Source organism: Marinobacter sp. DUT-1, from assembly GCF_050379415.1.
Classification (GTDB): domain Bacteria; phylum Pseudomonadota; class Gammaproteobacteria; order Pseudomonadales; family Oleiphilaceae; genus Marinobacter.
The window spans coordinates 40,086-62,986 of the sequence record NZ_JBNRLS010000002.1 but is presented as its reverse complement, the minus strand read 5'-3'; the positions used below and the strand labels follow the sequence as shown (position 1 = coordinate 62,986).

At 59.1% G+C, this 22,901-nt stretch carries 19 protein-coding genes and 1 tRNA gene; 9 read left to right on the top strand and 11 right to left on the bottom strand.

Annotated elements, in window-relative coordinates; genetic code table 11:
• Nucleotides 1–82: 82 nt before the first annotated feature.
• The 5 genes from katG to ACQUTG_RS05865 all read right to left on the bottom strand — a co-directional run bounded on the left by katG (nucleotide 83) and on the right by ACQUTG_RS05865 (nucleotide 6,556).
• Nucleotides 83–2,254 carry a catalase/peroxidase HPI gene (katG, locus tag ACQUTG_RS05885; protein WP_428918516.1) on the bottom strand — a complete coding sequence of 724 codons (2,172 nt, stop codon included), beginning with the start codon at nucleotides 2,252–2,254 and terminating at the stop codon, nucleotides 83–85.
• A 536-nt stretch (nucleotides 2,255–2,790) separates the two neighbouring features.
• The gene (htpG, locus tag ACQUTG_RS05880) at nucleotides 2,791–4,683 is read right to left on the bottom strand and encodes a molecular chaperone HtpG (protein ID WP_428918515.1); all 1,893 of its coding nucleotides are present in this window, start codon (nucleotides 4,681–4,683) and stop codon (nucleotides 2,791–2,793) included.
• Nucleotides 4,684–4,907: 224 nt separating this feature from the next.
• On the bottom strand, nucleotides 4,908–5,342 hold the full coding sequence (locus ACQUTG_RS05875; RefSeq protein ID WP_113862315.1) for a PaaI family thioesterase: 435 nt from the start codon (nucleotides 5,340–5,342) through the stop codon (nucleotides 4,908–4,910).
• Nucleotides 5,339–5,809 (bottom strand): PaaI family thioesterase, encoded by a 471-nt coding sequence (locus tag ACQUTG_RS05870; RefSeq protein ID WP_410330257.1) that lies wholly within the window; start codon nucleotides 5,807–5,809, stop codon nucleotides 5,339–5,341. Before ACQUTG_RS05870 ends, ACQUTG_RS05875 begins: the two co-directional genes overlap by 4 nt.
• A gap of 18 nt (nucleotides 5,810–5,827) precedes the next feature.
• On the bottom strand, nucleotides 5,828–6,556 hold the full coding sequence (locus ACQUTG_RS05865; protein WP_428918514.1) for a DUF599 domain-containing protein: 729 nt from the start codon (nucleotides 6,554–6,556) through the stop codon (nucleotides 5,828–5,830).
• Between the two features lie 165 nt (nucleotides 6,557–6,721).
• On the opposite strand from ACQUTG_RS05865, the gene ACQUTG_RS05860 reads away from it, so the two are divergent.
• The 4 genes from ACQUTG_RS05860 (at nucleotide 6,722) to ACQUTG_RS05845 (ending at nucleotide 10,826) form a co-directional block, all read left to right on the top strand.
• Nucleotides 6,722–7,996, top strand: coding sequence for a M48 family metalloprotease (locus tag ACQUTG_RS05860; protein WP_428918513.1), 1,275 nt, complete (start codon nucleotides 6,722–6,724; stop codon nucleotides 7,994–7,996).
• 172 nt (nucleotides 7,997–8,168) lie between these two features.
• Complete coding sequence (locus ACQUTG_RS05855) at nucleotides 8,169–8,714, top strand: hypothetical protein (RefSeq protein ID WP_428918512.1); 546 nt, start codon at nucleotides 8,169–8,171, stop codon at nucleotides 8,712–8,714.
• Nucleotides 8,715–9,902 (top strand): iron-containing alcohol dehydrogenase, encoded by a 1,188-nt coding sequence (locus ACQUTG_RS05850; protein ID WP_428918511.1) that lies wholly within the window; start codon nucleotides 8,715–8,717, stop codon nucleotides 9,900–9,902.
• Between the two features lie 153 nt (nucleotides 9,903–10,055).
• Nucleotides 10,056–10,826, top strand: coding sequence for a substrate-binding periplasmic protein (locus ACQUTG_RS05845; RefSeq protein WP_428918510.1), 771 nt, complete (start codon nucleotides 10,056–10,058; stop codon nucleotides 10,824–10,826).
• Nucleotides 10,827–10,832: 6 nt separating this feature from the next.
• On the opposite strand, the gene ACQUTG_RS05840 is transcribed toward ACQUTG_RS05845, so the two are convergent.
• A complete protein-coding gene (locus ACQUTG_RS05840) occupies nucleotides 10,833–13,319 on the bottom strand; it encodes an ABC transporter permease (RefSeq protein ID WP_428918509.1) in 2,487 nt (828 codons plus the stop codon).
• A complete protein-coding gene (locus ACQUTG_RS05835) occupies nucleotides 13,319–14,044 on the bottom strand; it encodes an ABC transporter ATP-binding protein (protein ID WP_428919245.1) in 726 nt (241 codons plus the stop codon). Before ACQUTG_RS05835 ends, ACQUTG_RS05840 begins: the two co-directional genes overlap by 1 nt.
• A 63-nt stretch (nucleotides 14,045–14,107) precedes the next feature.
• On the opposite strand from ACQUTG_RS05835, the gene ACQUTG_RS05830 reads away from it, so the two are divergent.
• The gene (locus ACQUTG_RS05830) at nucleotides 14,108–14,764 is read left to right on the top strand and encodes an arylesterase (protein WP_428918508.1); all 657 of its coding nucleotides are present in this window, start codon (nucleotides 14,108–14,110) and stop codon (nucleotides 14,762–14,764) included.
• On the opposite strand, the gene ACQUTG_RS05825 is transcribed toward ACQUTG_RS05830, so the two are convergent.
• The gene (locus ACQUTG_RS05825) at nucleotides 14,759–15,667 is read right to left on the bottom strand and encodes a YheT family hydrolase (protein WP_428918507.1); all 909 of its coding nucleotides are present in this window, start codon (nucleotides 15,665–15,667) and stop codon (nucleotides 14,759–14,761) included. The two genes, ACQUTG_RS05830 and ACQUTG_RS05825, sit on opposite strands and share 6 nt — an antisense overlap.
• Nucleotides 15,668–15,797: 130 nt before the next feature.
• Here ACQUTG_RS05825 and ACQUTG_RS05820 point away from each other — a divergent pair.
• Nucleotides 15,798–15,873: transfer RNA gene (locus ACQUTG_RS05820), tRNA-Asn, on the top strand.
• A 53-nt stretch (nucleotides 15,874–15,926) separates the two neighbouring features.
• Here ACQUTG_RS05820 and ACQUTG_RS05815 read toward each other — a convergent pair.
• Nucleotides 15,927–17,216 carry a M18 family aminopeptidase gene (locus ACQUTG_RS05815; RefSeq protein ID WP_428918506.1) on the bottom strand — a complete coding sequence of 430 codons (1,290 nt, stop codon included), beginning with the start codon at nucleotides 17,214–17,216 and terminating at the stop codon, nucleotides 15,927–15,929.
• A gap of 116 nt (nucleotides 17,217–17,332) precedes the next feature.
• Here ACQUTG_RS05815 and ACQUTG_RS05810 point away from each other — a divergent pair, with 116 nt between their 5' ends.
• Nucleotides 17,333–17,818 (top strand): hypothetical protein, encoded by a 486-nt coding sequence (locus ACQUTG_RS05810; RefSeq protein ID WP_428918505.1) that lies wholly within the window; start codon nucleotides 17,333–17,335, stop codon nucleotides 17,816–17,818.
• Between the two features lie 217 nt (nucleotides 17,819–18,035).
• Nucleotides 18,036–18,653 (top strand): outer membrane beta-barrel protein, encoded by a 618-nt coding sequence (locus ACQUTG_RS05805; RefSeq protein ID WP_428918504.1) that lies wholly within the window; start codon nucleotides 18,036–18,038, stop codon nucleotides 18,651–18,653.
• Nucleotides 18,654–18,668: 15 nt separating this feature from the next.
• Here ACQUTG_RS05805 and rlmKL read toward each other — a convergent pair whose 3' ends face one another.
• Nucleotides 18,669–20,843: a bifunctional 23S rRNA (guanine(2069)-N(7))-methyltransferase RlmK/23S rRNA (guanine(2445)-N(2))-methyltransferase RlmL gene (rlmKL, locus tag ACQUTG_RS05800; protein ID WP_428918503.1), complete on the bottom strand. Its 2,175-nt coding sequence runs from the start codon at nucleotides 20,841–20,843 to the stop codon at nucleotides 18,669–18,671.
• A 320-nt stretch (nucleotides 20,844–21,163) separates the two neighbouring features.
• On the opposite strand from rlmKL, the gene rmf reads away from it, so the two are divergent.
• Complete coding sequence (gene rmf / locus ACQUTG_RS05795) at nucleotides 21,164–21,376, top strand: ribosome modulation factor (RefSeq protein WP_092002744.1); 213 nt, start codon at nucleotides 21,164–21,166, stop codon at nucleotides 21,374–21,376.
• A 161-nt stretch (nucleotides 21,377–21,537) separates the two neighbouring features.
• Here rmf and ACQUTG_RS05790 read toward each other — a convergent pair whose 3' ends face one another.
• Nucleotides 21,538–22,566: a quinone-dependent dihydroorotate dehydrogenase gene (locus tag ACQUTG_RS05790; RefSeq protein WP_428918502.1), complete on the bottom strand. Its 1,029-nt coding sequence runs from the start codon at nucleotides 22,564–22,566 to the stop codon at nucleotides 21,538–21,540.
• Nucleotides 22,567–22,901: the final 335 nt, after the last annotated feature.

Sequence of the window (22,901 nt, the reverse complement as noted above, 5' to 3'; positions counted from 1 at the left end):
GGCGGAGCGGATTGTAAGGAATTTGGCGGAAAGTTGGTAGCCGGGCATCCCGAAACAGGATGCCCGGCCGGTTACTGACGGGTTATTTCTTCACGTCGAAGCGGTCGTTGTTCATGACCTTGGTCCAGGCGGCAACGAAGTCCTTCACGAACTTCTCCTGGTTGTCGTCCTGGGCGTACACCTCCGCGTAGGAACGCAGGATGGAGTTGGAGCCGAACACGAGATCAACACGGGTCGCGGTGAACCTGGTGTTGCCGCTCTTGCGATCCACGATGTTGTACGAGTTTTTGCCAGTGGGCTCCCAGCGGTTCGCCATGTCGGTGAGGTTCACGAAGAAGTCGTTGGTCAGCTGGCCAACGCGGTCCGTGAACACGCCGTGCCGGGTGCCACCGTAGTTGGTACCCAGCACCCGCATGCCACCGATCAGGACGGTCATTTCCGGCGCGGTCAGGCCCATCAGCTGGGCTCGGTCCAGAAGCATCTCTTCCGGCTTGACCACGTAATCCTTCTTCTGCCAGTTGCGGAAGCCATCAGCCAGCGGCTCCAGCGGCTCGAAGGATTCGGCATCGGTCATCTCATCGGTCGCGTCACCACGGCCCTTCAGGAAGGGTACGTGTACGTCGTAACCGGCAGCTTTCGCGGCTTTCTCCACGCCCAGGTTACCACCGAGCACGATAACGTCCGCGATACTGGCGCCGGTGTCAGCAGAGATTTGCTCGTAGACCTTCAGCACCTTGGCCAACCGGTCGGGCTCGTTGCCTTCCCAGTCCTTCTGAGGAGCCAGGCGGATACGTGCACCGTTGGCACCACCGCGCATGTCAGAGCCCCTGAAGGTACGGGCGCTATCCCAGGCGGTGCAGACCAGCTCGTTGAGGCTCAGACCGGCCTCTTCAATCTTTTCCTTGACCGCCTCTTCGATGTAGTTGGTCTCACCCTGCGGCACCGGATCCTGCCAGATCAGATCTTCAGCCGGTACGTCCGGACCAATGTAACGGGACTTCGGACCCATATCCCGGTGAGTCAGCTTGAACCAGGCGCGGGCGAAACAGTCCTTGAAGTACTCGGGATCCGCCATGAACTTCTCGCAGATAGCCCGGTACTTCGGGTCCATCTTCATGGCCATATCAGCATCGGTCATCATCGGCTTGCGGCGGACCGAAGGATCGGTGGGATCCACCGGCATGTGGTCTTCCTTGATGTCCACCGGCTCCCACTGGTTTGCGCCAGCCGGGCTCTTGGTCAGTTGCCACTCGTAGCCGAACAGCAGGTCAAAGTAGCCCATGTCAAACTGGGTCGGGTTGGCGGTCCAGGCACCTTCGATACCCGAGGTAACGGCATTGGTGGCCTTACCCTGCATGTTGGGGTTCATCCAGCCAAAGCCCTGGGTTTCAACGTCAGCACCTTCCGGCTCTGGTCCAAGTGCATCGGCATCGCCGTTACCGTGGGCCTTACCCACAGTGTGACCACCGGCTGTCAGGGCAGCGGTTTCCTCATCGTTCATGGCCATACGGGCGAAGGTTTCGCGCACCTGCTCGCCGGTCTTGATTGGGTCAGGATTGCCGTTGACACCCTCCGGGTTCACATAGATCAGACCCATCTGTACCGCAGCAAGCGGGTTTTCCATGGTGTCCGGCTTTGCGACGTCTTCATAGCGGCTATCGGACGGCGCCAACCACTCTTTCTCCGCTCCCCAATAAGTGTCTTTCTCCGGGTGCCAGATATCCTCACGGCCGAAGGAGAAGCCGAAGGTCTTGAAGCCCATGGATTCATAGGCAATGTTGCCGGCCAGGATAAAGAGGTCGGCCCAGCTCACTTTGTTGCCATATTTTTTCTTGATCGGCCACAACAGACGGCGGGCCTTATCCAGGTTGCCGTTATCGGGCCAGGAGTTGATCGGAGCAAAACGCTGGTTACCGGTACCACCGCCACCACGGCCATCGGCGATACGGTAGGTGCCCGCAGCGTGCCAGGCCATACGGATCATCAGGCCGCCATAGTGGCCCCAGTCCGCCGGCCACCAATCCTGGCTGTTGGTCATCAGCTCATGCATGTCCTTTTCAAGGGCTTCGTAGTCGAGCTTTTTGACCTCTTCCCGATAGTCGAAATCCTCGCCCATCGGATTTGTCTTGCGGTCGTGCTGATGCAGAATGTCGAGATTCAGGGATTCCGGCCACCAGGCTGTGACATCTCCCTGCTCCTGAGTGTTAGACCCGTGCATGACCGGGCATTTACCGCCGGTATTATTCTCAGTCATCGTACTCTCCTGTTTGTGCTGCATTGGCAAACAAACGTTTTGTGATGGAAGCAACACTCAATATAGTTCATTCAAATTGCGCTGCTTGAATGTTTCCTACTGCTTTGATAGCGGGCTCCTATAGCCTTTCCCGTTACGCCGGCAGCCCGTCTCGAATCCTTGCCTGTAGCCCTATTGGGCGATGGCGTAGTTCCCGAAATAGTCCGTCAGAATAGCGAGAGCGCCTGACCATGCTACGGAAGGAAGACTCTTCTCGGATGACATCGGACTGCTCCTGCGTTAACGAGAACGATTTCACCTTAGCGCGGGGGTGGAGAGAGGGATAATTAATAAAAGATAAACTTTTGAGAGTTTTTGTTTATGGATGGTGCAGGCGGGGGGCGGGGTCTGAAGGAAGCCTTCTTCTGACCCCAATTTGATGAAAAAGGGGTCAGATGAAAGCGTTCATCTGACCCCGGTGCTGGCCGCCGATGTTGGGCGAAAGTCAGGGGTCTGAAGAAAGCCTTCTTCTGACCCCATGTTCACGGCCTTCCCTCTCAGTTAGCCAACTCCAGCAACAGCCGGTTCAGCCGGCTCACATAGGCGCCGGGATCCTTCAGCTGCTCGCCGCTGGCCAGGGTGGCCTGGTCGAACAGGACGGCGGAGAGTTCGCTGAAGCGCTCTTCGCCCTTCTCGGTTTCCAGGCGCTGGACCAGCGGGTGGTCGACGTTGATTTCGAAGATCGGTTTGCTCTCCGGCACTTTCTGGCCCGCGGCTTCCATGATCTTCTTCATCTGGGCCCCCATGTCGAACTCACCGACCACCAGGCACGCGGGAGAATCGGTCAGGCGGTTGGTCACGCGCACTTCCTGAACCCGGTCGTCCAGCGCCTTCTTGATGCGCTCCACCAGGTCCTTGTGCTCCTCGGCGGCCTCTTCCTTGTGTTTCTTGTCCTCTTCGGTCTCGACCTCGCCCAGGTCCAGGTCACCGCGGGCAACGTCCTGGAACTGCTTGCCGTCGTACTCGCTGAGGTAGCCCATCATCCACTCGTCGATACGGTCGGACAGGATCAGCACCTCGATGCCTTTCTTCCTGAATACTTCCAGGTGGGGGCTGCTCTTGGCGGCGGCAAAGTTGTCACCGGTGATGTAGAAGATCTTCTTCTGGCCGTCCTTCATCCGCTCGATGTACTCATCGAGAGAGACGTTCTGCGCAGCTTCACCGGTATGGGTGGAGGCAAAGCGCAACAGCCCGGCAATTTTCTCGCGGTTGCTGAAGTCCTCGGCCGGGCCTTCTTTCAGAACGGTACCGAACTCATTCCAGAACGCCTGGTAGTCCTCCGGCTGCTTCTTGGCCAGCTTGGACAGCATATCCAGTACCCGTTTGGTCATGGCTGTGCGGATGCTATCCACGGTGCTATCGTTCTGCAGGATCTCCCGGGAGACGTTCAGGGACAGATCGTTGGAATCGATCACACCCTTGGTGAAGCGCAGATACAGAGGCAGGAACTGCTCGGCGTCGTCCATGATGAACACGCGCTGTACGTACAGCTTCAGGCCACGGGGCGCTTCCCGGTTGTACAGGTCAAACGGTGCCCGCTTGGGGATATACAGCAGGCTGGTGTAATCCAGCTTGCCCTCGACCTTGTTGTGGGACCAGGTCAGCGGATCCTCGAAGTCGTGGGCAATGTGCTTGTAGAACTCCTTGTATTCCTCGTCCTTGATCTCCGTACGCGGCAGGGTCCACAGGGCGGTGGCATCGTTTACGGTCTCGTCCTCGCCCTTCTTGTCCTCTTCCTCGGACTCGGACTTCATTACCACCGGGAAGGAGATGTGGTCGGAGTATTTTTTCACCAGGCTGCGCAGTTTCCAGCCGTCGGCAAACTCCCTGGCGTCGGATTTCAGGTGCAGAACGATTTGGGTGCCACGCTGCTCGCGGTTCACCTGCTCGATGGAGAACTCGCCGTCGCCCTTGGACTCCCAATGCACGCCTTCTTCGGCAGGCGCGCCGGCACGACGGGTGAACACGTCCACCTTGTCCGCCACGATGAACGCGGAGTAGAAACCGACACCAAACTGGCCGATCAGCTTGCTGTCCTTCTTCTCATCACCGGACAGTTGCTTCAGGAACTCGGCGGTACCGGACTTGGCGATGGTGCCCAGGTTGGAGATCACATCATCCCGGCTCATGCCGATACCGTTATCGGTAAGGGTGACAGTACCCGCGTCCTTGTCGTAATCCAGGCGGATTTTCAGCTCGGAATCGCCCTCGAAAAGTTTGTCGTCTTTCAGGGCTGCAAAGCGCAGTTTGTCCTCGGCGTCCGAAGCGTTCGAAATCAACTCACGAAGGAAGATCTCTTTGTTCGAATACAGAGAGTGGATCATCAGGTTAAGCAGCTGCTTAACTTCTGTCTGAAACCCCAAAGTCTCTTTGTTTGCTTCAACCGTCATGGCTTTTGGTTCTCCTGCTGTCTTGGATCGGTGGAGCGGCACGGGCAGGAAGGCAGTTCCAAAACACGCTGTGAATACGTCCCTGTACGCTCGGCTCCGCCATCCATGGCTCCGCACGGTTTTGGAACTGCCTTCCTGCCCTTGCCACCCGACTGTCGTGTTAGGTCTGCAGGAAAAATGGGGCCACACCGGGGCATTTCAAGCCCCGGATTGGTCAGGCAGGATCAATCTTCGAGGAGGAAATGGGCCCGGGCGGTAGCAATGGGCTCGGAACGGGATTTCTGCCAGGCGGTGACCATCACATTGGCCACGCGGTTGCCCTGCCGGGTCAGCCGGCACTCGGCAAAGGTTTCCCGGTTCAGGCCGGCACGCAGGTAGTCCAGGGAAAAATCCACGATGCGGGGCATGCGCAGGGATTCACGGGACATAATCAGATAGATGTTCGCCGACATCTCCATGAAGCCACCAATCACGCCGCCGTGAATGGCCGGCAGGATCGGATTGCCCAGGTTGGATTCCTTTTTTGGCAGCCGAAAAATCAGGTCATCTCCGAAACGCTCACATTGCAGCCCGATCCAGGTGGCATAGGGAATGCTTTCGAGCATGCGGGAGAAGTCACCGGTTTCCTGGGTGTAACGGAGGATTTCCGGATCGGTCATTTGGCACCTCCGGCGATCAGGTCACGGTAATGTTTGGGGCTGGCCTCTTTGCCGATGCGCATGAAGGTGGCCACGCAGTTGGCAATGGTTTCCCCGCCCTCCTGGTAGGCCTCACAGCGGGTGAAGATGATGTTGCGGGTAATCCGATAGGTTTCCGCGCGGGCGTAGACCGGTTTGTGGGGATGCGCCGGTCGCATGTAGTCCACCCGCAGGTCAAGGGTCGGGCACAGCTCGAAATCCTCCAGGGCACAAAGAATGACGCAGCCGGAGGTGGTGTCCATAAGAGTGGTGATCGCACCACCGTGGATGACGCCGGTATCCGGATTACCAATGATCCGGTCACTGTACGGCAGGCACAGGGTCAGCGTGCCGTCACCAGCGTCGGTGACTGACAGACCCAGCTCGCGGGCCTGGTTCAGGGTTTCGATAAACCGGGTTACACGGTCTATTCGGGTTTGATTATCCATTCAGGAGAATCCTGTTGATCAGTTGGTTTTTTCGGCCTTGCTCGCAGCCGGCTCCTCAAACACTTTTCCTGAGCGTAGCGCCTCCAGAGCATCGGAGCAGAATTCCCGACGGTAGAGCACAATCACCACAATGGTGGAGGCGGCTATGAAGGCAACGGGATGGAAGAACCAGGCGACCACCGCCAGCGCGTAATAAAACGACCTTAGCCCCAGGTTGAAGGCATCCCCGGCCATGTTACAGATGTTGCCGGCACTGCGGGCGAAGGCCTCCCGGGCTGCCGGACTGGTCTTGGTGTCCTCGGCCAGGGGTGCACTGCCAACCATCACCGCGACGAAGTTGTACATTCGCATGGACCAGGTGAATTTGAAAAAGGCATAGACAAACACCACCAGCAGCACCACCAGCCGCAATTCCCAGATCTCCCGGGTCGGCACCGCGCTGAAGGGCATAGCAGCGAACACCTCCATGGCCTCGCTGGTGTAACCCAGTGCAGTGATGATACCCGCCAGGATCAGCAGACAACTGGAAGCGAAAAAGGCGCCGTTGCGTTCGAGGTTACCCACCACCGAGGTATCGGACATGCGATTTCCCCGCCTGAGCATCACCCGCATCCAGTCTTCCCGATAGAGATCCAGAGTGTTCGACAGGCAGGGCCTGTCAGCAGCCCGGCGTTTCGAGTACTGGGTGTAGCCAACCCAGCAGATGAAGAACCAGAGCAGCGAGGCAAGCTCGAGCAGATTGTTCATGGAAGGCCTTAGTCAGGAATTCATAACGGGGAAAGGAATCGGTTACCCATAATACGTCAAGACAAGGCGCCTCTCCAGAAAACGGGCGTTTTCAGGCTCACCCAACCGTGTAATTATGTATAGAACCAACATCCACCAGGCACCCAGGTACTACAGGAGGTAACCGTGCTTCGTTCCAAATCCCGATTCGGGCTGGTGTTTCTTGCCCTTGCGTTCATTGCGGGGTGCTCTGTTAACCCTGTCACCGGCGAGAAACAGCTGTCGCTGATCCCCGAAAGCCAGGAGCTGGCCATCGGAGCCGAACAGTATGTGCCGACCCAGCAGACCCAGGGTGGTCGGTTCTATATCGACCCGGAACTGAACCTCTACGTGAGTGAAGTGGGCCAGAAGCTGGCACAGGTGAGCGACCGCCCCGACCTGCCCTATGAATTCGTGGTGTTAAACAACAGCGTGCCCAACGCCTGGGCGCTGCCCGGGGGCAAGATCGCCATTAACAGGGGCCTGCTCACCAAGCTGGACGATGAGGCTCAGCTGGCGTCAGTGCTGGGCCACGAGATTGTTCACGCCGCCGCCCGGCACAGCGTCCAGCGCATGCAACAGGCCCAGCTGATCAGCCTCGGCGTGGCCGGGCTCGGGTTTGCGGTGTCCGATAACGAGTGGGCCGGCCTGGTCATGGGCGGTGCAGCCCTCGGTGCACAACTCGCCCTGGCCCAGTACAGCCAGGGGGATGAGCTGGAGTCTGACCACTACGGCATCAATTACATGAAGAAGGCCGGCTACGACCCCCAGGCGGCAGTGGAGCTGCAGCAGCTGTTCCTGGAACTGAGTGAAGGCCGTAACCAGGGCTTTATCCAGGGCCTGTTCGCCACGCACCCGCCTTCGGCCAGGCGTGTGGCGGAGAACCGGGAACTGGTCAGCAAGATCGGCGCCGGCGGGTATCGGGGCGCGGATGTCTATCAGCGCAAGCTGGCCAGGCTGAGGGAGCTGCAGCCAGCATACGACGCCCATGACGAGGCCCTGAAACTGGCCTCGAACAAGGACTATGAGGCTGCCCTCACCAAGATCAACGAGGCGATCCGTATCCTGCCCCGGGAGGCCATGTTCTATTCCCTGAGAGGGCGTCTCTACCAGCAGCAGAAGGAAATGGCCAAGGCCGAAGCCGATTTCGACAAGGCCGTCTCGCTGTACCCGGAGATGTTCGAGTATCAGCTGCGCAGCGGTCTGAATGCCCTGGCCCTGAACAAGGTCGACAAGGCAAGGAAACACCTGACCAAGGCCAATGAAGTGGTACCCACATCCATAGGCTATCTGCGTATGGGCGATGTTGCCGTCAAGCAGAAACGCCGTGACGAAGCGGTGGCCTATTACAGCCAGGCTGCCAAAGCCGGAGGCGATGTGGGCGAGGAAGCCGAGCGCAAGCTGGCCGCGATTACCCAGTAGTGCCCTCTGCTCGCCTCAAACAAAGCCGGGAACCGCGACAGCGACCCGGCTTTTTTATTGTTCAATCTCCAGTTGCCCCAGCGACGGCAAAACTTCGTCACTGCCTGCATTGACTTTTAGAGCATTAACTCTAAAAATCACTGGTATCAACAACAGACTATGGACGACGGCCATGTTGCTCAAACGTATCCAGCCGATGATGTTCCAGGCGCGCCGACTCTACGTGGACATAATGTTCCAGGTGATGGGGCGGGCCTTGCAGGCAGTCAGTGAAGTGGACGAGACCGTGCAGAATGAGGCCCGGGCACTTCCGGAAGGGCTGCTGTTCGAAATGATGGTCATGCCCGAGGGCCCTCGCCTGATCGTGGAGCACACCGGGGACGGCCATTTCCACTACCACGGCCAGTCCGCCCCGCGGCCGGTGGACCTGTCGATCCAGTTCAAGCACATCGCCCATGCTTTCCTGGTGCTGTCCTTCCAGGAAAAGACCTCGGAGGCGTTTGCCAATGACCGGATGCTGGTGGATGGTGACGTCAGCTATGCGGTACGAATGACCCGTGTGCTGAACAGGCTGGAGACCTTTATCCTGCCCAAACTGATTGCCGAGCGGGCGGTAAAGGAGTACCCCGCCAACCTGCATCTGCCGGAAAAACTGATCAGTGCCGCCCGGATCTACCTGAAGGTTGCCACCAATTTTGTCGAGACAGTGAGACCCTAAATGAGCCAAAAATATTACGAGTTCTTCTGCCCGGTCAAAGTCATTGCCGGCAAGGCTGCGCTTGAGCATATCCCTTACGAACTGACCGGCCTGGCGGCCAAGCGGCCCATGATCGTCACCGACAAGGGCGTGCGCGCGGCCGGCCTGCTGGACCCGGTGATTGCCGCCTGCGAGGAGAGCGGGCTGGAGATCGTCAGCATCTATGACGACGTGCCGCCGGACTCCTCCACTTCCGTCGTCCGTGATATCGCCGGTATTTACCGGCAGGAAAAGTGCGATGCCATCATCGCGGTGGGCGGCGGGTCGGCTATCGATACCGGCAAAGCCGTAAACATCCTGGTGTCCGAAGGCGGTGACGACATTGCCAAATACAGCGGCGCCGGCATTCTCAAACACCCGCTCAAGCCGTTCTTTGTGGTACCGACCACCGCCGGCACCGGCTCCGAGGTCACCGCCGTGGCGGTGATTACTGACGAGAAAAAGGGCGTGAAGCTGCCGTTCACCTCCTCTTTCCTGCTGCCCAATGCCGCCATCATCGACCCGCGGATGACCCTGACACTGCCACCGCACATTACCGCGGCGACCGCCATGGATGCGATGACCCACGCCACCGAGGCGTTCACCTGCATGGCGAAGAATCCGCTGAGCGACGCCTATGCCACGGCCGCCATCAAGAAGATCAGCCAGTCGCTGCTGAATGTAATGGATAACCCGAAGGATACCGAAGGGCGACTGGAGCTGGCCCAGGCCTCGACCATGGCTGGCATTGCCTTCTCCAACTCCATGGTTGGGCTGGTACACTCCCTCGGCCACGCCACCGGAGCGATCTGCCACCTGCCCCATGGCCTGTGCATGAGCCTCTACCTGCCATACGTGCTGGAGTACAACCTGGAATCAATTCGGGAGCCCCTGGGTGAGTTGCTGCTGTATCTAGAGGGCCCGGAAGTCTACTCGGCGACACCGGCCGCCCGCCGTGCGGAAGCGACCATTTCTGCCATCCGCAAGCTGCGGGACCAGCTCTACAAGCGCTGTCAGCTGCCCCGGACCCTGAAGGAAACCGGCAAGGTGCTGGAAAGCCAGCTGGACCATATTGCCGAGATGGCCCTCGATGATGGTTCGATCATGTTCAACCCTAAGGAAGTCACTCTCGAGGACGCGCGTGCAGTATTGCGCCGGGCCTGGGCCTGAGCAACGGGCCTTCGGGCCCGTTTGATCCACGGCAAAAGAAAGAACCGAAATAATTGAAATCGGCCCGCAATACAGTAACAATTGCACCGCAAGCTGGCAGGGAGGTAGCCGGATTACCCTGAAAAAAGTTCACGACGCCCTCAGAGTCCGAAAATGAATGACCGAAAGCCCTCCCTCCTGGCCCTGCCCTTCCTGTGTCTTCTGTCCGCAGCCCTGCTTTTCCCGATAAAAGCCAGCGTAGCCTCCGAAAAACAGACCGTACGTTTCAACGTTTCTCCGAACGGTTATCCACCCTACCTCATCGTCGAGAACCAGACGCCTTCGGGCATCATGTGGGATGTGATGTCACTGATTTCGGATCGACTTGGCTATGAACTGATCGCCGAGAAGGTGCCCCGTAAACGGGTAGATCAGATGCTGCTTGAGGGTTTTATCGATGCCACACCCCGGGCCCGGGAATGGACCGATGAGCCGGAAAAGTTCCTGTTCACTGATCCGGTGGTGGCCATCGAGGAAGTCTTCTTCATTCCTAAGAATTCGGAACTGGCGTACCGAACCCCGGAGGACCTGTTCTCACGGACCATCGTGACCCATTTGGGCTACATCTACCCGGCACTGGAACCGCATTTCGAATCCGGCAAAATCCAGCGCTTTGATGTGGCCCGGGATAGGGACATGTTCCTGTATGTGCTGCACGGAGACCGGTTCGACGCCGCCATTGCCGACCGGCTGGTGGGCAAATGGTTCCTGAGAAACGAAGGTCTGAGGGACGGCTTCCGCACGTCCGCGAAAAGCATCAGCACCTTCGGGTTCAGGATCATGCTGCGCAAGGACTGTCAGGACTTCGCCAAAGCATTCAATCGCGAACTGGCCAGGATACGCGAGAATGGCGAGCTGGACGCCATTCTCGCGAATTACCGCTGACCCGGTTCACTCAAGCCGCCGCAACAGCAGCATGGGCGAGACGCTCAGCACTGGCCGCAACTGCCAGCGTCCGAACACGGAAAGCACGACGGCACTGATCAGAGGGATCGGAATGATGACCTGCCAGTGCCAGCTGAAGCTGCCCTCGAACATTCGGAACTGCAAGGCATAAACCGCTGCCTCTGCGGCAACCACACCCAGCAGGCCGGCAAAACCACCCAGCACTGCAAACTCCAGCATGGTACTGCGCACCAACAGCGACTGGCGCCCGCCCAGGGTCCGGAGCAACGCGCCTTCCCGCTGACGATCCCGGAGTGTGGCACTGACCACGGCGGCCATCACTACCAGCGCAGCCGCCAGGATCAGGGCCAAAATAGCCTCAATGGCCCGGGTCACCTGCTGTACGATTTCCTGTATCCGGCTGATGATATGGTCGATCTCCAGCACCGATACGGTCGGGAACTGGCGTGAGAAGGCGTTAAGCGCCGTCTTCTTCTCTGGCGGGAGATAGAAACTGGTGATCCAGGTGGCGGGCAGTCCTTCCAGGCCACCGCCCGGGGGGAAGGCCATGTAGAAGTTCGGTTTCATGCTGTCCCACTGGACGGTACGAATGCTCGTCACGGCCGCAGTCACCTGCTGCGCGCCGATGGTGAAGGTCAGCTCGTCTCCCAGTTGCAGGCCCAGCCTTCCGGCCAGTTCTGCTTCCACCGAAACGCCTTCCTGGTCGCCATCGGCAAACCACTTGCCTTCGATGATCTCGTTGTCTTCCGGCAGAGAATCCATCCAGGTCAGATTGAGTTCGCGATTGAGCGCACCAATAGTTTCGTCCTTGCTCACTGCTTCCTTGACCGGCTGGCCGTTCAGCTCGGTGAGCCGGCCCCGGACCATGGGATAGAGTTCTTCCAGTGGCTGACCCTGGTCGTCCCAGAAACCGGCCACTTCATCCACGGTATCCGGGGCGATGTTGATCAGGAAATGGTTGGGCGCATCGTCCGGCAGCTGCGCCTGCCAGTCATTCAGCAGCGAGGTGCGGACCAGCACCAGGGTGGCTGCCAGCATGAGCGTCATGGCGAAGACGGCAATCTGGGAAAGGCTGGCGTTGCGGTGCCGGTACAGGCCGACCAGAGCCAGGCGCCAGGCATTGCCGCCACCGCGAACCCGGCGCAATACCATCACCATCCCCCACCCGAGCAGCCCCAGGGCCGCAAGCAGCAGCGCCAGGCCACCGAGCAGTGACACTACCAGGGCCAGTTCACCGGCGTAGAGCCAGACCAGTCCGAAAATAGCGACAACTGCCACCAGCATATCCGGCCAGGCCTCGCGGCCGCGCTCTCCGGGCTGACTGCGCAGTACCCGCATGGCCGGGACATTGCGCAGGCGCCGGATCGGCGGGAAGGCGAAGGCGAACAGGGACACCAGGGCGGTCAGAAGCGCGGGGGCGAGTGCGGCTGGATCCAGGGAGATGTCCACCGGGCGTTCCAGCACATCACTGAGCATGGACGCCAGCAGCCAGAACAGCGGCAGGGCCACCAGCAGGCCTCCGACGATGCCGGTAATGCCCCACAGGAGCAATCTTCTAAGGTACAGCCGGCCGATGCCGGCGCCATTGAGCCCCAGGGTTTTCAGCAGCGCCACTGTATCCCGCTGGGACAACGCATATTGCCGGCTGGCCACAGCGACCGCCACGGCGGCCAGCAATACCGCCAGACTGCCACCGAGCAGGAGGAAACGCTCGGCCCTCTGCAGGGAGCGGGAGAAAGTCTCACCGTCCCGCACACCCTCCCATTCATGGCTGGGTTCCAGCCTGGGTTGCAGCCACTCGTAATAACCTTCCAGAGCGGCTTCCTCACCTGCAAACAGGTACACGTATTCCACCCGGCTGCCTTCCTGCACCACGCCCGTGGATGGCACGTCGTCCTTGTGCATCATCACCCTCGGAGCCAGCGCAGACAGGCGGAAACCGCCGTCAGGCTCCCGGATCAGCAGGCCGGAGACCGTCAATTGGCGGTTCCCCACTTCCAGCGAATCGCCAATCTGCAATTCAAGCAGGCGCAGCAATCGGGGATTGATCCAGACCTCTCCGGCTTTCGGCCCGGACTGTACCAATTCCCGGGGGCTGTCCGGCCCGGTCTGGATTTCGATCTCGCCCCGCAGGGGGTATTCATTGCTGACCGCCTTGACGGACACCAGCTGGAAGCCACCGCCGCCGAACACCATGGTTGAGAATTCAACCATCTGCCCTGTCTCAAGGCCCCGGGCATCGGCTTCCTGCAACCACGAATCCGGGATCGGCCGGCCATTTTCGGCTTCAAGTTGACGATCCGCCGCCAGGAAAGAGCTGGCGGAGGTAACCAGGGTCCGTTGCAGCTGGCTGGCAAACAGCGCAATGGTCGCCACCGTGGCGACCGCAATCACCAGGGCCGCGAGAACGACCCGCACATCCCGTTCGCGCCAGTCCCGGCGCACAGACATGAGTTTCTGTTCGGCCGCCATCAGGACACCGGCTCCCCGAGCTCATTGGACTCAGGCTCAGTCAGTTGTCCCGCTTCGATGTGGAACTGCCTTGAGCACCGCGCCGCCAGGTGCTCATCATGGGTAACCATCACCAGAGTGGTGCCCTGCTCCCGGTTGAGTGCCATCAGCAGGTCCGAGACCGCCTGGCCGGTGCGGTTATCCAGATTGCCGGTAGGCTCGTCGGCAAACAGGACCACGGGCTCAGAGGCGAAGGCCCGGGCGATCGCCACCCGTTGCTGCTCGCCACCGGACAACTGCCGCGGCGTGTGGGTCAGGCGTTCACCGAGGCCGACCCGCTCGAGCAATTCCCGGGCGCGCTTCTCCGGATCCTCGATGCCAGCCAGCTCCAGCGGTAGCATGACGTTTTCAAGAGCGGTCAGCGCCGGCAGCAGCTGGAAAGACTGGAAAACGAAGCCGACCCGGCTTGCCCGCAATTGCGCCCGTTGGTCTTCGTTCAGCTGGCTGATGATGGCGCCGTCAAGTTCCACCAAACCCTCGGTTGGTGTATCCAGCCCCGCGAGCAGACCCAGCAGGGTAGTCTTTCCGGAACCGGACCGGCCGACAATGGCTACTGATTCTCCACGATTGATTTCCAGGTTGACCCCTTGCAAGATCGTCAACGTATCGGTTTCCAGGCGAACCCGATGAGTCAGGTCTTTCGCTCGCAACATCGGTGGCTGGCTTTCAGGCGTCGGATTGGTCATCTGGTTCACGGGTACTCCCGGGTCAATGGTTTAAAACGTTTTATCAAGGTAAACGAATTGTCTATGGATACGCTATTGCTGCACACCAGATCAATCCTTCTGGTGCTGTTCACCACTCTGGCCGCTCCTGCACTGGCCAGCCAGAACACCATCCTGATCATGGGTGACAGCCTCAGTGCCGCCTATGGCGTGCCCTCCGAAACCGCCTGGGTCCAACTGCTGCGCCAGCGCCTGGATGAGAATGGTCTGAGCCACTGGCAGGTGGTCAATGCCAGTATCAGTGGCGAAACCACCGATGGCGGCGCGAGACGACTGCCGGAGCTGATCGAGAAGCACGGCCCCGAGGTCGTGATCATCGAGTTGGGTGGCAATGACGGGCTACGGGGTTTCCCGCCCAACGTGATCGAATCCAACCTGGCGTCCATGATCGAGGATACCCTGCAGTCCGGCGCGAAGGCATTGCTGGTCGGTATGCAGATGCCGCCCAATTACGGACCCCGCTACACGCAGATGTTTGCGGAGCTGTACCCGACTCTGTCGGACCGGTACAACACCGAACTGGTTCCCTTCTTCCTGGACGGTATCTACAACCTTGAGGAGATGATGCAGCCAGACGGTATTCACCCGAGCGAACAGGCGCAACCGAAGCTCCTGGACAAGGTCTGGCCGGTGCTCGAACCCATGCTGGAGGAGGCGCGTACGGCCGCCACCGGTTCATGACAGGTGGTTGAGGAAGCCGAGGGCACGCCGTTCCGACCAGTAGAAACCGTCCCGGGCGTGCTCAACAAAGCCGACATGCCCACCCCACCGGGGTGCTTCAAGGCGCACGTAGTCGCCCAACAGTTTTCGTGACTCCGGGAAGCATTTTGCGGACAGGAACGGATCATCCGTGGCATTGATCATCAGCGCGGGTACCCGGATATCCCGAAGACGCGGCAAAGCCGAACACTGGGTCCAGTAGTCCTCGGCATCCCGGAACCCGTGCAGGGGCGCTGTGTAACGGTCATCGAATTCCCTGAAATTCCGGATCGACTCAAACCCTGCTGTATCAATAAGATCTGGGAACTTTCTCGATTTTTCCTGCATTTTTACGTGCAGGTCCCTCAAAAACCTCTGCATGTATATCCGACGACTGGGGAGTGCGAGCACCTCCGCGCTTCCGGCCAGGTCGCACGGCACGGAATAGGTCACGGCGCCGCAGATCCGACTGTCCACCATCTCACCCTGCTGCCCAAGGTAAAGCAGTGTCAGGTTACCGCCCATACTGAAGCCGGACAGGAACAGGGATTTGTAATGGCCTGCGAGGGCGTGATTGACCACGTGGGTCAGATCCCCGGTGGCGCCACTGTGGTAGAAACGGGGCTGAAGGTTCATCACACCACCACAGGAACGGTAGTTCCATGCCAGCACGTCCCACCCCTCGGCCAGCAGGGCCCGGGCCAGGCCAAGCACGTAGGGTCTGCGGCTGTGCCCTTCCAGGCCATGGGAGATGACCGCCAGACGATCACTGCCCTGGCGGTACCAGTCCAGTTGCAGCTCGTCGTCATCCATCGTGGGCAATACCTCCCGGACCGGCTCCTGCATCGGCACGGTCCGGAACAGGCTTGGCCACACCGATTGCACATGGCCATTCCTCAGCCACACCGGCGGCCGGTACCGTAACGTCTTGCTTCCGTACAATTTTTAACCTTTCATTTCAGGGGGTTGACGACTCAAATCAAAGCGCTTAATATTCGCGCCACTTCGACATTGTTCCCCGATAGCTCAGTTGGTAGAGCAACGGACTGTTAATCCGTTTGTCGCTGGTTCGAGCCCAGCTCGGGGAGCCACTTATTCCGAAAGGCCGCTGATTTCCGATCAGCGGCCTTTTTCTTTTTTTATCCTAGAATACTTTTCTCCGCTGCATAAACTCCGCCAGGACGCGGAACAGGGTAAAGCCATCCTCTGCCCCGATCAGCTCGCGAATCGAGTGCATGCCGAACTGGGGGACGCCGATATCCAGCGTAGTCACGCCCAGGTTTCCGGCGGTCAGCGGTCCGATGGTACTGCCACAGCCCATATCGCTGCGCACCACAAAAGTCTGGTGCGGCAGGCCCAGCTCATCGCTGATGTGCCGGTACAGCGCCGCGGAACGGCTGTTGGTCGCATAGCGCTGGTTGTGGTTGACCTTGATCACCGGCCCCTGGTTCAGGATCGGGCCGTGGTTCTCGTCGTGTCTGTCCAGATAGTTCGGATGCACCCCGTGGGCATTGTCCGCGGAGATCATCATGGAATGGGCGATGGCCCGGGCCTTGCCAGCACCGCACCACCGGTCCAGGACCGCAGTCAGGAATGGCCCCTGCGCGCCCTCTGCGGACATGCTGCCCACCTCTTCGTGATCGTTGCAGACCAGCAGCGCGGCCTCGTCACCGGAGGTGTGGATCAGCGACTGCAGGCCGATGTAGCAGCTCAGCAGGTTGTCCATCCGGGCAGAGGCGACAAACTCATTCCGGAGCCCCACGAACTCCGCATTTTGAGCGTCGTACAAGCTCAGCTCGTAACCCAGGATCTTGCGGGCCTTGATACCGCTTTCCGCGGCGACCTGCTGGCTCAGCAGATCAGCGAAACTGGTGTTGTCGTCCTCCGGAACCTGCATGAGCACCGGCGGAAGATCGGTCTGGGCATTGATCGAGCGATTGCTGTTGGCTTCCCGGTCAAGGTGGATCGCCAGGCTCGGAATAAACGCAACCGGCTTGCGGAAATCCACCAGGACATCCTGCACCTCACCCGCTTCGTCCAGCAGGGTGACGCGACCGGCCAGGGACAGGTCCCGGTCAAACCACGGATTGAGCAACACGCCTCCGTAGACTTCGACACCAAGCTGGAAGTAGCCTTTGCGGCGCAGCTCCGGGTTGGGTTTGACCTTCAGGCACGGGCTGTCCGTGTGGGCACCAACCATACGGATACCACTGGTGGAAACGTCTTTACTGCCGGTTCGGAAGGCCACAATGGAGGAGCCGTTGCGAATGACGTAATATCCCCGGTTACGATCCAGTGACCAGTCATCACGCTCATCCAGCTGCTCGAATCCGGCGGCATCCAGTTGGCTTTTCATGGTCGACACCGCATGCCACGGAGTCGGTGAGCTGTTCAGAAATTCAATCAAATCTTTGTTAAATTCAACGTGTTCCATGATGTTCCTGATTGATTGATAATTGCGTGGTAACAGTATGGCATGAAGCGATAACAGCTCCTACAGGCCATAGTGACATTCCTTATATCCACCCATACGGCGGAACGGAGACTAACTTGTCCCTACCCAGATTTCTCGATATCGAATACTGCCAGACCGACGATATCCTGTTCCCGACGGCCATTGCGTGGTCTTTGGCCGATGGGCAGATGAAAGCCGTAGTCATTGCCCCGGATGAGAGCTGGCTGCCCGACGACGGCGACCCGGGAGACACTGATATCCGCTACCTCATGGAACAGGGCGTTCCGCTCATCGAGCTGGTCCGGGAGTTGCACGAGGACCTGCCTGACCAGACTGTGTACGTCGACGGCCTGGATCCGGACGAGATCCTGGTGGACCTCATCTTCAGTGCCGTGGGCCACGAGCCACCGTTCGAGATTGCGCCGATCAGTGACCTGATCACCGGCCTGGATGTGGAAACTCTGGAGGATCGTCGCCATCAGCTGATGATCGAGGAAGGGCTGGAGCCGCTGCTGCCGGAGAATGGGGTGTATGCGTTGCTGTTACTGGCGCGGGAAGAGGGCTACCTGGACGAAGACTGAGGCCTGAGGGATAACCTCGTGAAGATGGGGTCAGATGAAAGCGTTCATCTGACCCCGGAGTTTGAAGTCGGGGTCTGAAGAAACCCTTCTTCTGACCCCTTGTTAGACCTCCCCTCCCCGTTTTGAACACAGGGAACTGTGACACGGGTCGACGTAACAAACCGTTACACAAGGCAGAATCGGGCCAACCGCTCACCCGTCAGGAAGCCCGATAACAATGACAAAGGTTGTACCCACTGCCCTTCGATCCACCCTGGCACCGTTCTACCTCTGCGCCCTCCTGGCCTCTCAACAGGCACTCAGCCAGGAAACCACCCCGCGGGCGGACAAACACTACATCGGCCTGATGGCCACGGCCATCAACCACCGCACCATCGGTCCGGCCGCCGAGCGCGCCTGGGGAAGCGCGGCCACCCTCGTGGTTGGCGGGCACATCACAGACCTGTTCCACGCGGAGTTGCGTGCCGGTGGCGGCTACAAGGATGCCGAGGTCCCGGACAGTGACTTCACCCTGGCGGTGGATTATTTCGCCAGCTGGTACATCGGGATGCACTACCCGCTCGGCGAATACGCCAATATCTATGGCCAGTTCGGGTTTTCCTACATTCATGGCGAGGCCACCCTCGAGAACCCGGATGCCGACCGTAACGTCTTCTACCGCAGCTTTGGCGAGGAATTCCCGGACAGTGGTTTCAGCACCAGCTGGGTGGCTGGCCTGGATTTCGAGGTCATGGAGGACACCTTCCTGGTGTTCGAGGGCGGGAAGCTGTTCGAAGACACCGGCAGTGAAGTGAACAGCTTCCAGTTCTCGGGCGGCCTGAGATACGAATTCTAGTATCGGGGCCGTTTTTCAGATTTTGTGACGGATGTGCCAGCAGCGGTGAATCCTCGGGTTGCGCTGGAAATCCTTATCCAGGGTGCTGCGTGAGACTTCCTCCACCGCAAACTCCTCCTCCAGCGCCTCATCAAGCCGGAATCTTCTGAAGTTGTTGGAAAAGATCAGCAAGCCGTCCGAGGTCAGCCGTGCCATCGCCTGGCGGACCAGTGTGGCGTGATCGCGCTGGACATCCAGCACTCCGGCCATACGGGCTGAATTGGAGAACGTCGGCGGGTCCATGAAGATCAGGTCAAAACGCTGATCCGCCGCCGGCTTCTCCGCCAGCCAGGCCAGGCAGTCTGCCTGTTCCACCATGTGTTTTTTCGGATCGGCATCGTTGAGCGCCAGGTTTTCCCGGGCCCAGTTGACGTAGGTCTTCGACATATCCAGGCTCAGGGAGCGGCTGGCCCCACCCACGACCGCATGCACCGAAGCCGCGCCGGTATAACAGAACAGGTTGAGGAAACGCTGGCCCCGGGCATGTTGCTGGATCCAGTGCCGCACCGGCCGATGATCAAGGAACAGGCCGGTATCCAGGTAATCCTTCAAGTTCACCTTCAACAGGCAGCCGTACTCGTGCACGGTAAAGAATTCGCCACTGGCCGCCTGCTTCTCGTACTGCTGGGTGCCGGTCTGGCGCTGGCGCTGTTTGCACACCAGCTCTGAGCGTTCGATCCCGAGCACTTCGGGAATCACCGCCAGAGCTTCGGCTAGCCGCTCCCGGGCCGCACGCTCGTCCACAGACTTCGGAGCAGCATACTCCTGCACGTGCACCCGGCCCTCGTAGATATCAATGGCCAGGGCATATTCCGGCATATCCGCATCGTACAACCGGTAACACCCGATGCCCTGCTTCCGGGCCCACTGGCCGATGGTCTTCAGGTTTTTCTTCAGGCGGTTTCGCAACATCGCCGCTCGCTCTTCGTTAGCGATGCGCGGGCGAATTTCCCCGGGAACATCCGGTTCCCGCGGGGTCATTGTGTTCTCCTCGGCCACCTCGAACAGCAACAGCTGGGCGGGCAATTTGCCATTGAACAGCTTGTACTGCTTGAAGCTGCGCAGCCCGATGGATTTGCCAAACTCCGGCGCGCCGGTGAACACCCCCAGGCGCCACCCCGGTACCGCCTGTTTCACGGCGTCACCGAGAGCCTGATAGAGACCCGCCAATTCCTTGCGCTCGCTCAGGCGTTCGCCATAAGGCGGGTTGGTCAGCACCAGACCACGCTCCGCCCACGGTCCCTCCAGGCTGAACTCCTGCACTGGCCGGGCCTCCACGTGCACCACACCCTCCAGGCCGGCACGCTGAATGTTCTTCCAGGCCGTCGCGATAACCCGGGAATCCTGATCAAATCCGGCAAATCTGGGAATCTTTCCCTGCTTGCCTTCATGGGCCCGGCGTTCCGCTTCCTGTCGGAGCGCGAGCCAGACCTCAGCATCATGGCCCGGCCACTTCTCGAAACCGAACCGTTCCTGCCGGCGCCCGGGAGCGATATCCAGGGCCATCATGGCAGCCTCGATCACCAAAGTTCCGGAACCACACATAGGGTCCACAAAATCACCACCCTGCTCTGCAATCTCGGGCCAGCCGGAGCGCATCAGCAGCGCTGCCGACAGGTTTTCCTTCAGCGGCGCTATGCCCTTGTCAGTACGGTAGCCGCGCATGTGCAGGCTGTGACCGCTGAGATCCACACCAATGGAAAGCCGGTTACGATTGAGGCGGGCGGAAATCGTCACGTCCGGGTTCTTGGCATCCACCGCCGGCCGTGCCGCACCCTGGGCACGGAAACCATCGACAATGCCATCCTTGACCCGTTGGGCACCGAACTGAGTATTGCGGATGGCCTGGTTCTGACCAAGGAAGGTTACCCGGAAGCTGCCTTTTTCAGGAATGTGTTGTGCCCAGTCCACACCAAGCACGCCTTCGTACATGGCGTCCCCGTTCCCGGCATCCACCTCGGCGATATTGAGGATCACTCGGTTGGCCAGTCGCGACCACAGACAGGCCCGGTATCCCGCTTCCAGCTCCCCTTCAACCCACACCCCCGCCGGTGCGTTACGGACCGTCTCCAGGCCGAAGGTCCGAAGCTCATCTCCCAGCAGGTACTCAACACCTTTCGGGCAGGTTACGAAAAATACACGTTTAGACAAAGCGAGCTCCTGGGCAAAAATACTATCCGGGTAAGTTTCCGTTTTTCGCAGTAATTCCAATTTTACTGCGTCATTTTTAGTTCATAAAACTATAAGAAAACGGTCACATAGATGAAATAATTAGTGTACACGCGCTCAAGGTTCGTTCTACCTTGTACTTGACGCGTCGTTCCGGAGGTCTGAAAAGCCTCCGTTAACAGGATCCTGACTGCTCTGGTCAAAGCTGGCAATAGGGGGTTGTCCCGGAGGGAAACCCGGATCGCCATGACCAGTGCAGATGTGTACACGCTTGTTCTGTTAATCCATTAGTGAGGAACGGCATGAAAAGACAGAAAAGAGACATGTACGCCCGTGCATATAAAAGGGGTTATCTAGCCGGAGTGTCCGGAAAACCGAAAGACAGCTGCCCGATCGAACAACCGGAAGTCCGCCAGGAATGGCTGAACGGGTGGCGCGAAGGTCGCACAGATAACTGGGAGGGCATGACCGGCGTCTCCGGTATTCACAAACTTGCCAATGTCACATCAGCGTGACGGACATTCACCAGCAACCCCGAATCTTGATCTGATCTTTTTCTACACAATTTGACGCAGTACCAAGAGCAACCCAAACGGGGTCTCCCGCCCCGTACCATGCGAAGAAGCGCAACGGGGTTTATTCCCCGCACGGGCCCGCTAAGCGGGCCCATCTTTTTTCAGCCTCCTGACGTTTCCCGCCGAATGGCCTCCACCGCCTCTTTGATCAACGCCGGCCCCTTATAAATGAAACCCGTGTAGATCTGCACCAGTTTTGCACCCGCCCTGACCTTCTCTGCGGCACTCTCGCCGTCGGTAATGCCACCAACGCCGATAATGGGCAAACGTTCCCCGAGTTCTCCATACAGTCCCTGGATAACCCTCAGGGACGCCTCACGGACCGGGGCACCACTGAGGCCACCCGCCTCTTCCGCGTGGGGGTGGCCGGCCACGGCATCGCGACTGATGGTGGTGTTGGTAGCGATGACACCATCAAGGCCGGTGTCCAGCAGGGCGTTGGCAACAAACCGGATGCCGGTATCGTCCATATCCGGTGCAATCTTTACCGCAATCGGAACGTACTTTCCGGTCTCCTGCTCACAACGGCGCTGCTCGTCCTTGATAGCCTCCAGCAGACCTTTCAGGGAATCCCCGAACTGCAGGTCCCGAAGACCCGGGGTATTCGGCGAGGATACATTCACCGTGATGTAGTCAGCGCGAGAGTAAACCGCCGCGATTCCCTTGCGATAGTCAGCCTCGGACTCCTCGTTCGGCGTGTCCTTGTTCTTGCCGACATTGATCCCGAGAATGCCGCGGTAATGCCGGTGATCCACCCGCTCTATCAGGTGCTCCAGGCCCTCGTTGTTGAAGCCCATGCGGTTGATGATGGCCTGGTGCTCGGGCAGACGGAACATCCGGGGCCTGGGATTACCCGGCTGAGCCCAAGGTGTGACCGTCCCCACCTCGATGAATCCGAAGCCCAGAGCGCCCAGGGCGTCCAGATGATCGGCATTCTTGTCCAGGCCCGCCGCCAGCCCCACGGGGTTGGGGAAATCCAGCCCCATAACATTGACTGGCAATGCATCTATTTTTGGCGAAAAAGCGCCCAACAAGCCCAGCTTCTGGGCGACATCAAGGCTGCCCAACGCCATATTGTGGGCCTGTTCGGGTGGAAAACGGAATAACAGATTGCGAATAACGCCGTACATCAGATAACTCCCTGAATGTCAGTGGGCGGGAGTATACCGGAAGTTTTCCACAGCATCCTGTCCGCTTGTCCAATCCCCTGTAACTGCTTGTCTTTGTAACACCTCGTGAGCTTTTCCACGGAATCTGTGGATAACCCTGTTGAAAATCACGGGGCAAACTTTCAGACCCCTTGATAACTGCGCCAGCCTACAAATTGATCATTTTTTAACCAGTTTATTTTATTATGTTTTTCAATGACTTATAATTCTATGGGCACCCATGGCTACACATAGTCAAGGTTCTTTACATCGTCACCGAATTGCAACCATGTGCATAAATCGCTCGATCAGGCGTG